A 14,564-nucleotide genomic window follows, 5' to 3' on the forward strand; every position below is an offset into this window, starting at 1 on the left:
CAGTATATTATTCATAAATTTTCTTCGTCCATGACATTTTAAAATATAAAACTCATTCTCGTTATTTTGTTGCTGTAATGTCAACGCGTTACATCACAACTTGGAATGCTAATTGAATAAATTATTAATTAGCAATAAACCTTACAATTGAAATTAATAATTAACACAAGCAGTCGAAATGGTTAAATATAAAACCTTAAAATGAAAATTTAGTTTATTAACCTGAAAAATTAGCAGGTTTACCGTTAATAATTACAAGATAATGATTAGATAAAGTATAAAAGCCATGAGCCTGGTTACAGCACCTTGAAATGCTGTACATTTTCCTTTATGACTGATAAATCCAACTTTTCCGCATGAAATATTAATTAATTGATTCGAACATTAATACATAATGATATTCCGTGTGCCAGAGAAGTGAAAGGACCTACCCAAGGTCACAATAGCCATATAATAGATCGTCATAAAAAAATGTATTCAAAATATAAAGCTACTCATAACCCTGCTCCTTAGTGATTCTGCCGCTGCCGAAGTGAGTACCAAGCTTCAATTGCAAACCTTATTAGGCCAGTTCATCTCAGCACTCCAAAAAAATTTATGATGTCGTTGTTGTATCAACTGAGGTCAATGATGTCACTAAATCGACAATTTCAGCACGAGTGATTGCATTTAGGAATATGATTTTTGAACGAATAAGCTAGCCATTAGACATACTCTCATCGGTATCTGGAGCTTAACTCTTCAGAATTTACATTTGAAAACCTTTGGGGTATTTATCTCAACTTTTCATGGTATCGTAACCCCTTTATATTTGTTATAAAGCCCTCTCATCCTTGCTTACGATAAATCTAACAAGGGATATTAGTACAAGATTACTCTGGTGAATGATGACATCTGAAAGACCCCAAAAGCGGCAAGTCGGCCCTAAGCCCGCGACAAAAGTTGAAGACGTTTTCGAATATGCCATATGGTGGCTGAACCAGCGTGGTTACTCCGTTAAGAAACTACAAGAAAAGCTTGTCCGTAAAACAGATAATAGTGAATGGATAACTCATACAGTTAACCGCTTACTTGAACTTGGTTATTTATCTGATAAACGCTATGCCGAGACATTTGTTCAGTCACGGTGCCGATCATACGGGCCAAAAGTATTAGCACAAAAGTTGAAGCTGCAAGGTGTGAGCCAAGCTGACATTGATGACGCGCTAACGACACTTGATGAGTCTGAACAAGATGTGCTGATCACCCGAGTTATCGCTAAATATGCGGGTAAAAAGAGTCTAAGAGACATTACCATGCGCTTAAGACAAGAAGGAATTAGCGAATCTAGAATACAGTCTGTAATGGCGAGCACTGTCGACGATGATCATGAAAAGCAACTAGCAGAGCGATTAATCACTAAGCACGCAAAAAAAATGGGCCGTAGTGGTTTAATTCAGAAGTTGCGTAGTGAGGGGATCAGCCAAGAAACTCTCGATGAGATTTTTAGTGATGAGCCTGAAGATCAAGTTATTGAAGACGACCAACAAAAAGCACTCGAGCAGTTAAACAAAAAATATAAAACACCATTAAATGATTTCGCAGAAAAGAAGAAGGCAACAGCATTCTTAGTCCGAAAAGGCTTTAGCTTTTCTGAAGCTAACTATGCGATTGAGCATCATTTAGAAGAATACTAAACCAGCAACGAATGAATTATATTCGGTGTAGCAAACACGCTTAGTTGTGTATATTGAATCGTAGGTACTGATCATTATGATGCAAGACTGCTAAATGACAGTACCTTCACGAGTTAGCTTTATCACTTAATTCACAAGTATTTCTCTATTGGAAACAACTGTAAAAAACCTGATTTAGTTCGATCCCACCAGCCAGTCTCAGGCTCACTTTCCCAGCTTTTTGAGCCGGAGTACCAGCGGACCTCACCTTCATGTAAATCCAGACGCCAGCTATTATCTTCGTCCATCGCCTGTTCAATATCTTCAGCAAGGCTTTCAGCAACACTTTGATTTTCAATCACGAGAAGAGACTCAGTATTGAGGTAAGTTGAACGTAAATTAAAGTTAAAAGAGCCGATGCCAGACACACGTCTGTCAAAAACAACAGACTTTGCATGAAGGCCATAGGCAGTTGTTGGTGCGCATTTAGATAAGTCTCTAGTCGATTCTTCACACAGATTCGCATCTGGTTTTAACTCAAACAATTGTATGCCATGGTCAAGCATATCTCGACGTCGACCTGCGTAGCCAGAGTGATTTGTAACGAGGTCATTCGAGGCCATTGAGTTGGTCAGTGCTTTTATCTGAATGCCGTTATTGCTCAATGCCTGCGCGTCCTCTAGTTGACGATCATCAAATATTAGATAAGCGGATTCCAGCAATACTTCATGGTCAGCTTGACGAGTCAATTCGGCTAATAATCTGGCAGTCGCCTTTGGCTCGCTGGTATTTTCTGCATCGACAGGAACTGGTCGGTCAAAAACAAACCGTGCTTGAACCCAGATCATTTCATCCATCAAACCCTTTAAAAAACGATGCGCCACCTTGTTCCCTTCTGGCAAGGCAGGATAATTCTTATAACGAGGTGCGGCCACTTCACTGAACACTGGCATACCTGATGAGGCCTCTCCTCCGAGTAAGTCGACAGGGTAAGACCAGCGACTATCCCAGTATTCTCCAAAGCTTGCTTGGATATCGGTTACGACCGAGCCCATTACCAGTACATCACGGTCACGAAAGTTTATTTCATCAGAAAGATCAAAATATTCATCACCTATATTACGTCCTCCGACAATAGACAGGGCACCATCAACGGTAAATGACTTATTATGCATGCGGCGATTAAGACGGGAAAAATCACCCAAGACGCTTAACCACTTTACGACCCCACGACGACTAGGGATAGGGTTGAAAACGCGGATATCGATTTGAGGATGAGAATCAAGCGCTACTAGCAAATCCTCTCGCTCGTCAAGGTTGATATCATCAAGCATTACACGAACTTGAACACCTCGATCTGCAGCCGCTATCAAACGGTTTGCTAGGTAGTGCCCTGAAGTATCAGAATTCCATATGTAATATTGGATATCGATGCTGTGTTCGGCCATTTCAATTAATGCCAATCGCTGAGCCAATGCATCCCAGCCAGTATCCTGTAACAGAATTGCGCTCGTTCCTTGCCCAAGTGATTCAGGCCGGTAAGTGTCAGTTAATACGGACAATGTACTGGTCGGCGGGGTGATCATTGGCTCAATCGGATGCTTAATCTCCTCTGGAAGTGACGCACACCCTGTAAGAATGGCGACGAGAAGCAGGGTTACACTCATACGTTTGAGCACAGGCATTTATTACACTTCCTTTTAACGTTGAATAACCAGTTCTGGTTCTAACGGCAAATTATTCCGGATCAACCTAAATTTTCAGGTACTGATCATAGAGAACAGCAAACCAAATTGGAGACGTTCCTACGATCCTGAGTAATAACATTTAAACACAATGGAGAAGAAATAAGATAGCCCATATCTGCAGACTCGTTCTTGCAAAGCTCAAAACGATTAACTTTATTGCCTTCCAACAACATTCATACCTCCATGAAGAGCGTCCAAGCAATTCAAGTGTTATAATCGTATACCCCACCGTTGTTAAAGCAGCTGTTAGATAATTATGCCCAAGATATCGAATTCACTATTAAATTGAAGCGCTACAACCAAAGCTTTGAGCTTGCTTTGGAGAACAAATCCATTATTGATGAAATGGATTTTTCCGAACGCGCACTGCTCACTTTGCGTCACTGGTTGTCTCTCTAAACTAAAAACTGCAATCATCTCCGGTACGCGCGATAACGATAAACGTACCTCCACACTCTGCCACCTCTGATAAAGATAGACGTAACAAGCACCGTGCTATAAACATATTTTTAGACCTATAAGCCGTTCATATAGATAGTTATTGACTTGTAAATTAATAGCCATACTATCCCACCCCGTAATCTTTGTACTATAAAAAAAATAACGGAATCAACCATGAAAAAAATAGTGCTGCTTTCCTGCTGCTTATTCACTTCTTTTATATCGTCAGCCTCAAACATTAATGAGTCGATTGCTTCTATAGACCAGCGCATTTCGGGCAGCATAGGTGTATCAGTTTTAGATACCCACAATCAACAACAATGGCACTATAACGGGAACGAACGATTCCCTATGATGAGTACATTCAAGACTCTAGCATGTGCAAAAATGCTACAAGATTCAGACGCCGGCCTTTTAGATAAAAAGACGGTTGCGCCAATTGAGTCAGATAGGTTAATTGCTTGGTCACCAGTAACAAAAGAACTGGTTGGCAGTACGATTACCATTGAAAAAGCTTGTGAAGCTACCATGATGACGAGTGATAATACGGCAGCAAATATAGTATTACAGCACATTGGCGGCCCGCAGGGCGTCACTAAATTCCTACGCTCTACAGGAGATGAAGTTACTCAGCTCGACCGTATTGAACCAGAATTAAATCAAGCAAGAGCAGATGATGTTCGAGATACAACGACACCAAATGCGATGAATGAAACCTTACACCGAATTTTATTCGAGGATGTACTGACTAAAGACTCGAAGAAACAACTTAAGAGCTGGATGCAAGGGAACACCGTTTCCGACTCACTACTTCGCTCTATTTTGCCACAAGGGTGGTCTATTGCCGATCGTTCTGGTGCTGGCGGTCACGGTTCACGTGGTATTACAGCCGTAATTTGGACTCAAAAGCGTGAACCGCTAATCATCAGTATCTACCTAACACAAACTGAATTATCAATGCCAGAACGCAATCTAATAATTACTGAGGTTGGTCAGAATGTTTTTAAGGAATATTCGGTAAAGTAGCTACATAATACCTATCACAAGCGGGGGGAATTACTAGATTGTCACGCTTTGTGATTAAGTTATATTGCAACATCAGTGAAACTCTTTGTGAGGCACTTTTAATTTGGGCACCATGTTAGAAGTAGGTTGAAAATAGTACTCTCAATGGATACCAACGAACTCGAAGGTACACCACTGCCCATTAAACAAGCAATAATTTGAAATTAAACCGTTTGGTCAGTTGACGTTACCCTAAGGGGAAGCTTTATACTGTATGCATAATTTCGAAGGTACGCTATGACATACACATTCCGAACAACTTGGATTATTGTGTTCAGCATTATTGCAATGCTGATGTCTAGCTATGTCTCTAGCGCACCGTCAATGGTAACAAAAATGCTGTGCTTTGGTCAGGAATCAATGACCCATCACTGCAGTAGCGACATGGCCGATTGTCACTCAATGACTGAGATGGCAAATCAGCATAGTCATTCCTCTTCTGATATTGCATTAATATCAAACAGTGACACTTGTACCGATTCATCAGACATGGTTCATAACTGCTGTTCCACTGTGTGTTTCAGTGTCTTCTATCCGATGCAATTACCCCAAGCACTTAGTGAATTATCCTACTCGTTGGCACTGTATCAGTCGTTTACGATTGGTGACAAAGTAGCACGTACCCAAACCTTACTTCGCCCCCCCTCCGCTTAGTTCTCTATCTCACAACAAAATATCCCTGAGCCTATTTGCCATTAAGTGCTATTCGCTTAGAAGTAAACCTATGCGTCGTTAGACGCCAAATATGGACAATTATTGTGAATATTGAACCAAGGTTAGTTGCGCTTTCAGTTTGCGCCAGCTTGGCGCTGTTTCCATCTATCACTTTCGCCATGGCGACAGAGATAAACCAGACCGCTGAATTGCAAAATAAATCAAACCAACTTAATCAGTTAATACAAGCGGCGTTAACTCAAGATAACAGTAGAAAGCAGTACTTTGCTCAGTCACAAGCGATGCGTGAAACGGGTATCGCAAGTGCTACGCTTATGGACCCTAAATTGAAAGTCGGATTTGGTGGCCTCCCTGTCGACAGCTTTAAATTTGATGAAGACCCAATGAGCAATATCTCGGTGGGTTTAATGCAGCAATTTGAGCGAGGGGCAACACTTGACCTTCAGCAGAAAAAAGCCGAACAACAAGCCGATGGCTTAGCTTTGCAAGTGCGAGCCCGAGAACTAGAAGTCGCAAATAGCATGACACAGTTATGGCTAGAGCTTGGCTATCAGCAGGCGGCTGAACAAATCATTCAAGCAAACCGTCGCTTAATGAAAGAGATGGAAAACTTCGTTCAAACTAACTATTCGATAGGTAAGAGTGAAGCGCAAGATCTGCTCAACGCACAGCTTCAAGTAAGCAAGCTTGATGAGAAATTACAGGCAAACGCACAAATGCAACACCGCCTTATTTCTCAACTTTCTGAGTGGCTAGGTTCAAACTGGTTAGCTTCTACTGAAAGATTAGAAGCAACAAACCAGCTCAACTGGCAACACCTTGAAGATAAACTCGCGGCGAACGGTGAGCCAACGAAGCATTACCAACTGCTTAACCAACACCCTATGGTGAAGATGGCAGATGTCAGTATTTCAAGTAATCAAACTCAGGTTGAGCTTGCAGAACAAGCTTATACGCCTCAATTCGGCGTTGAAGTGATGTATGCCTATCGTCAGGCTAACAATATGATGGGAGAACCCGCCTCCGATTTATTGAGCGCCTATCTGACAGTAGACATTCCATTGTTCACTGGTAACCGACAAGATAAAAACTTATCGGCTGCGCAATATCAAGTAGGTGCAGCAAGATCGCAAAGAGACACTTTACTTGCTCAAATGAATGCAAAAGTGAATACCCTATTGGTTGACCGTGCCAATTTAAAGCAGCGTATAGATCGCTACCAAACCTCCTTATTACCTCAAACTACAGCTCGTATTCGTGCCGTAGAGCGAGGTTATCAGAATAACACTGCGCAGTTTAATGATGTGATATCGGCAACAACCGATGAACTCGCTTTGCAATTGGAGCAACAACGCTTACTTGCAGATTTAAACATCGTAAACAGCAATCTCGCCTCTCTCCTAAGTGGTTTTGATTATCAGGTTGATATGCCTGAACTCTCTGATTATAAAAATAAATAAGGAATAAATAATGAGTTCAATAAAAGTTGCAACCATCGCATTATTTGTCGGCGGTGCTTTAGGGTTTGGTATCAATCATTTTCTATCGAATTCCTCCCATGATATGGAATCGATGACTAGCTCTGCAAATACTAGTTCTACGAGTACTAGCTCAAGTGAGCCCCTGTATTGGGTGGCGCCTATGGATCCAAATTATAAACGCGACAAACCAGGCCAGTCGCCAATGGGGATGGATTTAATTCCTGTATACGCAGATGACCTAGCAGGTGATAAAGACCAACCTGGCACTGTAAAAATTGATCCTGCTGTCGAGAATAATTTAGGTGTGAAAACAACCTCTGTCGCCCTTGAAGCACTCTCTCCACGAATCGAAACCGTCGGCTATGTCGCGTTTGATGAAAGTAACCTATGGCAGACCAACGTTCGTGTCGCTGGCTGGGTTGAAAAACTCTATATCAACGCCGTCGGTGAGCAAGTACAAAAAGGCGATGTACTGTTTTCACTCTACTCCCCTGATCTTGTAAAAGCCCAAGAGGAGTTGATCAGCGCCTACAAAACGGGCCGCAAAGGCATGGTTAAAGGTGCAACAGAACGATTAATCACTTTAGGGGTAGACAAAGCGCAAATTAAATCGATAACGCGCCGAGGGAAAGCCTCTCAGACCATAGAGATAAAAGCCCCTGCCGATGGCGTGATTGCAAGCCTTAATATCCGTGAAGGTGGCTACCTTTCGCCAGCACAAGCGGTGATCAGTGCAGGCCCTTTAGAGCATGTATGGGTAGATGCAGAGGTATTCGAACGTCAGGCGCACTGGATCACCACTGGTAGCAATGCAGCTATGACGTTGGATGCGGTTCCAGGCAAAGCATGGCAAGGTGAAGTGGATTATGTCTATCCTATCTTAGATCCCAAAACTCGCACCCTTCGTGTGCGGCTTAAATTTCCTAACCCCGATGGTAAATTAAAGCCGAATATGTTTGCCAATATCGCATTGAAACCAATGAGTGACGAAGCCGTACTGACCATCCCAAGAGCATCCGTTATTCGCTCTGGCGGTATGACTCGTGTTGTCTTGTCGGAAGGCGAAGGTAAATATCGTTCAGCACGTGTTGAAGTCGGTAGAGAAGCTGGCGATAAGATTGAAATATTACAGGGGCTTAAACAAGGTGATCACGTCGTAACCTCAGCTCACTTCATGTTGGATTCTGAATCTAGCCAATCTGCAGATCTATCCAGAATCAACGGTGTAGAGCCACCAGCAGAAACTGTTTGGGCCAAGGGTGAAATCACGGATGTAATGGAAGCCCACCGCATGCTAACGATTAATCACCAACCCGTACCAGAATGGAACTGGCCGGGCATGGTAATGAATTTTAACTTTGCACAAGGTGTCGAGATGGAGTCTCTTGCCAAAGGTCAGGCAATTGAATTCGAGATGCAAAAAACGGAATCAGGTCAATATGAGATCGTTGATTATAACGTTGAGGATAATCTTACCGCAGCAGAACTGTGGTTAACGGGTGATATTTCTATGCTCATGCCCGATTTTGGCATGATAACCCTCAAACACTTACCTGTAGCAGAATGGAACTGGAATGCGGGTGAAATGAATTTTTCAGTAAGTGATGAAGCTGACTTATCAGGTTTTAACGAAGGTCAAAAAGTACGGTTTCTTGTTGAGAGACAAGGCTCTGAGTACCTTCTTAAGCAGCTTAAAGCCGCTGAGGGTTCACTATGATCAATACAATCATTCGGTGGTCTATTCATAATCGCATTTTGGTACTGATTGCCACGCTTGCGATTGTGATTGGTGGCCTATATAGCGTTAAAAACACACCAGTCGATGCGATACCCGACTTATCTGATGTTCAGGTGATCATCAAGACCAGCTATCCTGGTCAAGCGCCACAGGTCGTTGAAGATCAGGTGACTTACCCTTTAACGACGGCAATGTTAGCCGTTCCGGGGGCAGAGACGGTTCGAGGCTACTCTTTCTTTGGTGACTCGTATGTCTATATTATTTTTAATGATGATACAGACATGTACTGGGCACGCTCACGCGTATTGGAATACCTGAGCCAAGTCGCACCTAAGCTACCTCCTAGCGCAAAACCAACGCTGGGCCCTGACGCCACGGGTGTGGGCTGGGTATACAGCTATGTGTTGCAAGATAAATCAGGACAGCATGACTTAGCAGAGCTACGCAGCCTACAAGATTGGTTCTTAAAATACGAACTACAAACCGTGGACGGTATATCAGAAGTCGCGACGGTAGGTGGTATGGTGAAGCAGTATCAGGTACAGATCGAGCCTGCTAAATTGCGCGCATATGACTTAACGTTACAACAAGTCAATATGGCTATCCAAAACGGCAACCAAGAAATCGGTGCATCGGTTATTGAGGTCGCTGAAGCCGAGCACATGGTACGCACAACCGGGTATCTCACCAGTATTGAAGATATTCAATCGTTACCATTAAAAGTGACCGATAAAGGTACACCTCTACTACTTGGTGACATTGCTGATATAAACCTTGGCCCTCAAATGCGCCGTGGTATCTCTGAGCTCAATGGCGAAGGTGAAGCCGTTGGCGGTGTCATTGTCATGCGCTTTGGTGAAAATGCGAGTGAGGTAATCGCAAGAACGAAAGACAAGTTGTCAGAGTTACAGCGCAGCCTGCCTGATGGTGTCGAAATTGTCGCCACTTATGACCGTTCAACATTAATTGATGCTGCAGTTGAAAACCTTTGGAAGAAGCTAGCAGAAGAGTTCATCGTGGTTGCGATAGTGTGTGCGCTATTCCTATTCCACATTCGTTCGTCATTGGTTATTGCGCTGAGTTTGCCCGTGGGTATTCTGGGGGCATTTATTGTCATGCATTGGCAAGGCATTAACGCCAATATCATGTCGTTAGGCGGAATCGCGATTGCGATCGGGGCAATGGTTGATGGCGCTATCGTCATGATAGAGAACGTACACAAACATATTGAACGAACGCCACTAACGGACAAAAACCGCTGGCAAGTGATAGGTAAGGCCGCGGAAGAAGTCGGTACGCCACTGTTCTTCTCATTACTAATAATCACGCTGAGCTTTGTGCCTGTTTTTGCCTTAGAAGGTCAAGAAGGCAAAATGTTCTCCCCTCTTGCCTTTACCAAAACCTATGCCATGGCAGCCGCTGCTGGTTTAGCGATTACATTAGTCCCCGTTCTTATGGGGTACTTTATCCGAGGCAACGTATTACCAGAGCATAAAAACCCCGTAAATCGTGGCTTAGTCGCGCTTTATAGACCCTTGCTAAACGTCAGTCTTAAATACCCTAAAGTAATGATCGTACTGGCGTTAGGCCTAATGGCATCGGCTATTTACCCTACGAGTAAATTAGGTAGCGAGTTCATTCCGCCTTTGGATGAAGGTGATTTGATGTACATGCCAACGACGTACCCCGGTATTTCAGTTGGTAAAGCACGTGAGCTTCTTCAGCAAACCAATAAGCTCATCAAAACCGTACCTGAAGTTGAGACGGTATGGGGCAAAATTGGCCGTGCTGAAACGGCAACCGACCCAGCACCACTCACCATGATTGAAACTGTTATCCAATTCAAGCCGCGCGAAGAGTGGCGTAATGGCGTAACAACGGAGTCACTGCGTAAAGAGTTTGATGATCTGATTCAGTTTCCGGGTATAACCAACGCCTGGGTCATGCCAATCAAAACGCGGATTGACATGCTCGCCACTGGTATCAAAACCCCAATTGGGATCAAAATTGCTGGACCTGATCTAAAAGTGATAGAGCAAATTGGTACTCAGCTTGAACCGATTTTGAATGGCGTAGAGGGAACAGCATCTGTTTATGCAGAGCGTGTTGCTGGCGGTCGCTATGTAACCATCGATATTAAGCGTCGTGCCGCTGCCCGCTATGGTTTAAACATTAAAGATGTACAGCAAGTTATCTCAACAGCTGTTGGTGGAATGAACGTAGGCGAAACCGTTGAAGGCTTAGAGCGCTACCCAATCAATGTTCGTTACCCACAAGATTACCGTGATTCGGTCGTTAAACTGCAAAATTTACCGCTTGTCACACCAAATGGAGCCCGTATTGCGTTGGCAGATGTCGCAGATATTCGCTACGAAGACGGTCCTCCTATGATCAAAACCGAAAATGCCCGTCCTAACGGCTGGGTATTCGTCGATATCGATGAGCGTGATTTAGGCTCTTATGTAATTGATGCTCAGCAAGTGGTTGCAGAGCAATTACAACTACCAGCTGGATACTCCATTGCATGGTCTGGGCAATATGAATACATGGAACGTGCCAAAGAGCGTTTGAGCGTTGTTGTGCCAATCACTATCGCCATTATCATGTTACTGCTTTACTTCAGCTTCCGTCGAGTTGGTGAGGTCATGATTATAATGTTGACCCTACCACTCGCTATGGTGGGCGGTTTATGGCTAATGCACATCCTTGGTTATAACTTCTCAATTGCCGTGGGGGTTGGCTTCATTGCATTAGCCGGTGTCGCCGTTGAAATTGGGGTCATCATGTTGGTTTACCTCAATCAGGCATGGCATTACAAAAAGCTTGAAGCAGAAGAAAGTCAGCAGACACTTCAGAGTATGGATTTAACAGAAGCGATTCGCGAAGGAGCTGGTTTACGCGTTCGGCCCGTTATGATGACCGTACTCACCGTTATCATTGGCTTAATTCCCATCATGTATGGCGAAGGGGCTGGTTCAGAGGTTATGCAGCGCATTGCTGCCCCGATGATTGGCGGTATGGCTTCAGCTCTACTACTCACACTATTGGTTTTACCCGCGATTTTTAAGCTGTGGAAGCAGCGTGAATTTACCAAACCTTCGAGAACAAATTAATAACGATCTCCTGCCCTTACAGCACCTGCAGTAAGGGCCATTGACCAATTTAATTAAGGAAAAATAATGAAAAAGATACTACTAACCCTCACTCTAACACTGATGACCGCAACAACTTACGCCGAGATGGATCACGGCAAAATGAACCACGGTGAGATGGATCACGGCCAAATGAACCACAGTGAAATGGATCACAGCAAAATGAACCACAGTGAAATGGATCACAGCAAAATGGATCATTCCAACATGATGAATATGGAAGGTATGTCTGATGTTGGTATGCCTGCAAAGGGGGCAAAACCAGATAAAGTCATCCATGTGCTATTAAGTGATGACATGAAAATAACCTTTAAGAAAGAAGTCAAAATTGAACCAAACGATGTCGTTCAATTTGTAGTGATGAATACTGGCAGTATCGATCACGAATTCTCTATCGGCTCAGCGCAAGAGCAACTTAAACATCGTGATATGATGAAAAAAATGGGTAGCCACGCTCATGATTCAGGTAGCACTGTGACGGTAAAACCTGGTAAAGCTAAGCAGTTACTATGGCACTTCCATGGTGATAAGAACGTTGAGCTTGCTTGTAACATACCCGGACATGCAGAGGCCGGAATGGTTAAGAAAGTAACGCTGTAGTAACAGGCCGTTATGATCAACCCTTACCCAGAAATTTATCTGGGTAAGGCTTTTCCTCTTTTACGTTACAGTTCTAAATTGAGTCTATTCTTGATCAGGTCAGCCGCAAAGGAGATAAGTATGATCCATCAAGTAGTGCTGTTACTCATGGCTCCGGTATTGTTACCCCAAGCACTATATGTAAGAAAATCGACGCCTCGATTAAAGGAAGCGGCAGGCTCAAGAAATGGGGTCGCGGGAAGCGGAAAATATTTACGTCTATTACTCATTGGCGACTCTGCTGCTGCAGGTGTTGGTGCTGCACGCCAATCTCAAGCGCTGGCGGGAAATGTTGTTAATGCCTTAAGTAACTCGTTCCAATTAGATTGGCAGCTAATTGCAAAAACAGGTGTTACAACCAAACAAGTCAACAAAGAAATTACCCTACATCCAAAACAGAATGTCGACATTGTTATTGTCTCTTTAGGCGTGAATGATGTTACACAGCCACTAAGTTCTACAGCGTGGATTCAACAGCAACAACAGCTTATTACTCATCTTCGCGATCATTTCTCTTGCCAGCAAATCATCCTCACTAAAATTCCCCCGATGGAAAAATTTCCTGCCCTTCCTCACCCTCTGCGTTGGTATTTAGGCAGTAAAGCTAGAGCCTTCAATAGAAAACTTGAACAATGGGTTTCCTCACAGAGTGATTGCGAGTTTATCAATATTGAACACAATCTAGGCCCTGAACACATGGCGAGCGATGGTTTTCATCCGGGGCCAGATATCTACCAATGTTGGGGGGAAGCTGTTGCCCAAGCTATCAAGTCGCGCTGGTGTAAATAGGTTTAGCATTTGTGACCATGTAACATTTCACCTGATAGTATGAGTTATGACAGGGCTAACATTATTAGCCTATAAAACCCGTTACACTCCGCGCCACTTATTCCCTGAGCGAATTTTTGCAATACATCATGGCAACGATAAAAGACGTCGCAGTGCTTGCTGGTGTTTCTACCGCAACGGTATCTAGAGTGATCAACCAATCAGCTTATGTCGAACCTGTCACTCTAGAACGGGTACAAAAAGCCATCAAAACTCTAAATTATCAAAGAGATGCTCGTGCTTCAGCCTTAGCTAGCCGATCAAACAATACGCTTGGTTTATTAACCGGAAACTTAGCCGATCCATTTTTCGCTTTAATTGCTAAACATGTTGAGCAAGTAGCACGCGAGCACAATTGCCAATTAGTGGTTGTGAGTGGAGGCCATAATGCTCAGCGAGAAAAAGAAGGCCTCGATTTTTTAATTAGCCAAGGCTGCGAAACCATGGTTATACATTCAAAAATGTTGGATGACGCAACGCTATTACGCTATAGCGCCCAACTACCTGCAATGGTTTTACTTAATCGAACCATTCCTCAAATTTCAAACCGCTCTGTATGGGTTGATAACCGCAGTGGCGCAGCCGAATCAGTGAAATATTTAATTGAGCAAGGTCATCGTAAAATAGCCTGTATCAGTAGTGACTTACCTATAGAAGATCGAGCAGATCGTCTAAGTGGTTACCGAGATGCGATGGCTGACGCTAACCTGCCAATAGAGTCAGGTTGGATCATTAATCAAAGCTTTAGTGAGCAAGGAGGAGAGCTTGCAGGACAGCAACTCTTAGCGCAGTGCCCAGAAGTGACCGCAGTTGTCACCTTTAATGATGTTATGGCAGCAGGGTTGATGGCGAACCTTCACGAGCAAGGTGTGAATGTACCCAACGATATCTCGATTATCGGCTTTGATGATGTATTACTTGCCCGCTATCTTTACCCTCGATTGACAACCATGCATAACCCTATCGCTGAAATGTCCTCACACGCCGCAAAGTTAGCCTTACAGCTAAAAAAGACTGGGTATACCCCACCAGCACAACACCGCTTTGATGCCACCCTTGTGTGCCGTCAAACAGTTTCAAACCTTAATATAAGCAAAAAAGCACTAAAAACGTGATGTACAACACATGTACCTTTCCCATGT

10 protein-coding genes are annotated in these 14,564 nt (G+C 43.5%); 9 read left to right on the forward strand and 1 reads right to left on the reverse strand.

The annotated features are described in order from the left end of the window. Window positions 1-887 precede the first annotated feature (887 nt). Window positions 888-1,676 carry a RecX family transcriptional regulator gene (locus L4D09_RS23635; protein ID WP_428459995.1) on the forward strand — a complete coding sequence of 263 codons (789 nt, stop codon included), beginning with the start codon at window positions 888-890 and terminating at the stop codon, window positions 1,674-1,676. A gap of 131 nt (window positions 1,677-1,807) precedes the next feature. On the opposite strand, the gene L4D09_RS23640 is transcribed toward L4D09_RS23635, so the two are convergent. Then, window positions 1,808-3,340 carry a phospholipase D family protein gene (locus L4D09_RS23640; protein ID WP_428459996.1) on the reverse strand — a complete coding sequence of 511 codons (1,533 nt, stop codon included), beginning with the start codon at window positions 3,338-3,340 and terminating at the stop codon, window positions 1,808-1,810. 678 nt (window positions 3,341-4,018) lie between these two features. Between L4D09_RS23640 and bla the strand changes: the two genes are divergently transcribed. The 8 genes from bla to L4D09_RS23680 all read left to right on the forward strand — a co-directional run bounded on the left by bla (window position 4,019) and on the right by L4D09_RS23680 (window position 14,537). Continuing rightward, a complete protein-coding gene (bla, locus tag L4D09_RS23645) occupies window positions 4,019-4,870 on the forward strand; it encodes a class A beta-lactamase (protein ID WP_428459997.1) in 852 nt (283 codons plus the stop codon). A gap of 276 nt (window positions 4,871-5,146) precedes the next feature. Next, the gene (locus L4D09_RS23650; RefSeq protein ID WP_428459998.1) at window positions 5,147-5,563 is read left to right on the forward strand and encodes a hypothetical protein; all 417 of its coding nucleotides are present in this window, start codon (window positions 5,147-5,149) and stop codon (window positions 5,561-5,563) included. Between the two features lie 149 nt (window positions 5,564-5,712). Continuing rightward, entirely contained in the window at window positions 5,713-7,044 is a 1,332-nt protein-coding gene (locus tag L4D09_RS23655; RefSeq protein ID WP_428460022.1) for a TolC family protein, read from the forward strand. Window positions 7,045-7,054: 10 nt separating this feature from the next. After that, window positions 7,055-8,782, forward strand: coding sequence for an efflux RND transporter periplasmic adaptor subunit (locus L4D09_RS23660; RefSeq protein WP_428459999.1), 1,728 nt, complete (start codon window positions 7,055-7,057; stop codon window positions 8,780-8,782). Continuing rightward, window positions 8,779-11,916 (forward strand): efflux RND transporter permease subunit, encoded by a 3,138-nt coding sequence (locus L4D09_RS23665; RefSeq protein ID WP_428460000.1) that lies wholly within the window; start codon window positions 8,779-8,781, stop codon window positions 11,914-11,916. Before L4D09_RS23660 ends, L4D09_RS23665 begins: the two co-directional genes overlap by 4 nt. 66 nt (window positions 11,917-11,982) lie before the next feature. Continuing rightward, a complete protein-coding gene (gene copI, locus L4D09_RS23670; protein WP_428460001.1) occupies window positions 11,983-12,555 on the forward strand; it encodes a copper-resistant cuproprotein CopI in 573 nt (190 codons plus the stop codon). A gap of 120 nt (window positions 12,556-12,675) precedes the next feature. Next, on the forward strand, window positions 12,676-13,383 hold the full coding sequence (locus tag L4D09_RS23675) for an SGNH/GDSL hydrolase family protein (RefSeq protein WP_428460002.1): 708 nt from the start codon (window positions 12,676-12,678) through the stop codon (window positions 13,381-13,383). 128 nt (window positions 13,384-13,511) lie between these two features. After that, the gene (locus L4D09_RS23680; protein ID WP_428460003.1) at window positions 13,512-14,537 is read left to right on the forward strand and encodes a LacI family DNA-binding transcriptional regulator; all 1,026 of its coding nucleotides are present in this window, start codon (window positions 13,512-13,514) and stop codon (window positions 14,535-14,537) included. The last annotated feature ends 27 nt before the right edge of the window (window positions 14,538-14,564 follow it).

Source organism: Photobacterium makurazakiensis (assembly GCF_050336715.1).
GTDB lineage: Bacteria > Pseudomonadota > Gammaproteobacteria > Enterobacterales > Vibrionaceae > Photobacterium > Photobacterium makurazakiensis.

Excerpts from the sequence above, each read along its gene's own strand:
- L4D09_RS23660 (WP_428459999.1), top strand. The coding sequence starts at position 7,055 with ATGAGTTCAATAAAAGTTGCAACCATCGCATTATTTGTCGGCGGTGCT.
- L4D09_RS23635 (WP_428459995.1), top strand. The coding sequence starts at position 888 with ATGACATCTGAAAGACCCCAAAAGCGGCAAGTCGGCCCTAAGCCCGCG.
- L4D09_RS23665 (WP_428460000.1), top strand. The coding sequence starts at position 8,779 with ATGATCAATACAATCATTCGGTGGTCTATTCATAATCGCATTTTGGTA.
- bla (WP_428459997.1), top strand. The coding sequence starts at position 4,019 with ATGAAAAAAATAGTGCTGCTTTCCTGCTGCTTATTCACTTCTTTTATA.
- L4D09_RS23650 (WP_428459998.1), top strand. The coding sequence starts at position 5,147 with ATGACATACACATTCCGAACAACTTGGATTATTGTGTTCAGCATTATT.
- L4D09_RS23680 (WP_428460003.1), top strand. The coding sequence starts at position 13,512 with ATGGCAACGATAAAAGACGTCGCAGTGCTTGCTGGTGTTTCTACCGCA.
- L4D09_RS23640 (WP_428459996.1), bottom strand. The coding sequence starts at position 3,340 with ATGCCTGTGCTCAAACGTATGAGTGTAACCCTGCTTCTCGTCGCCATT.
- L4D09_RS23675 (WP_428460002.1), top strand. The coding sequence starts at position 12,676 with ATGATCCATCAAGTAGTGCTGTTACTCATGGCTCCGGTATTGTTACCC.
- copI (WP_428460001.1), top strand. The coding sequence starts at position 11,983 with ATGAAAAAGATACTACTAACCCTCACTCTAACACTGATGACCGCAACA.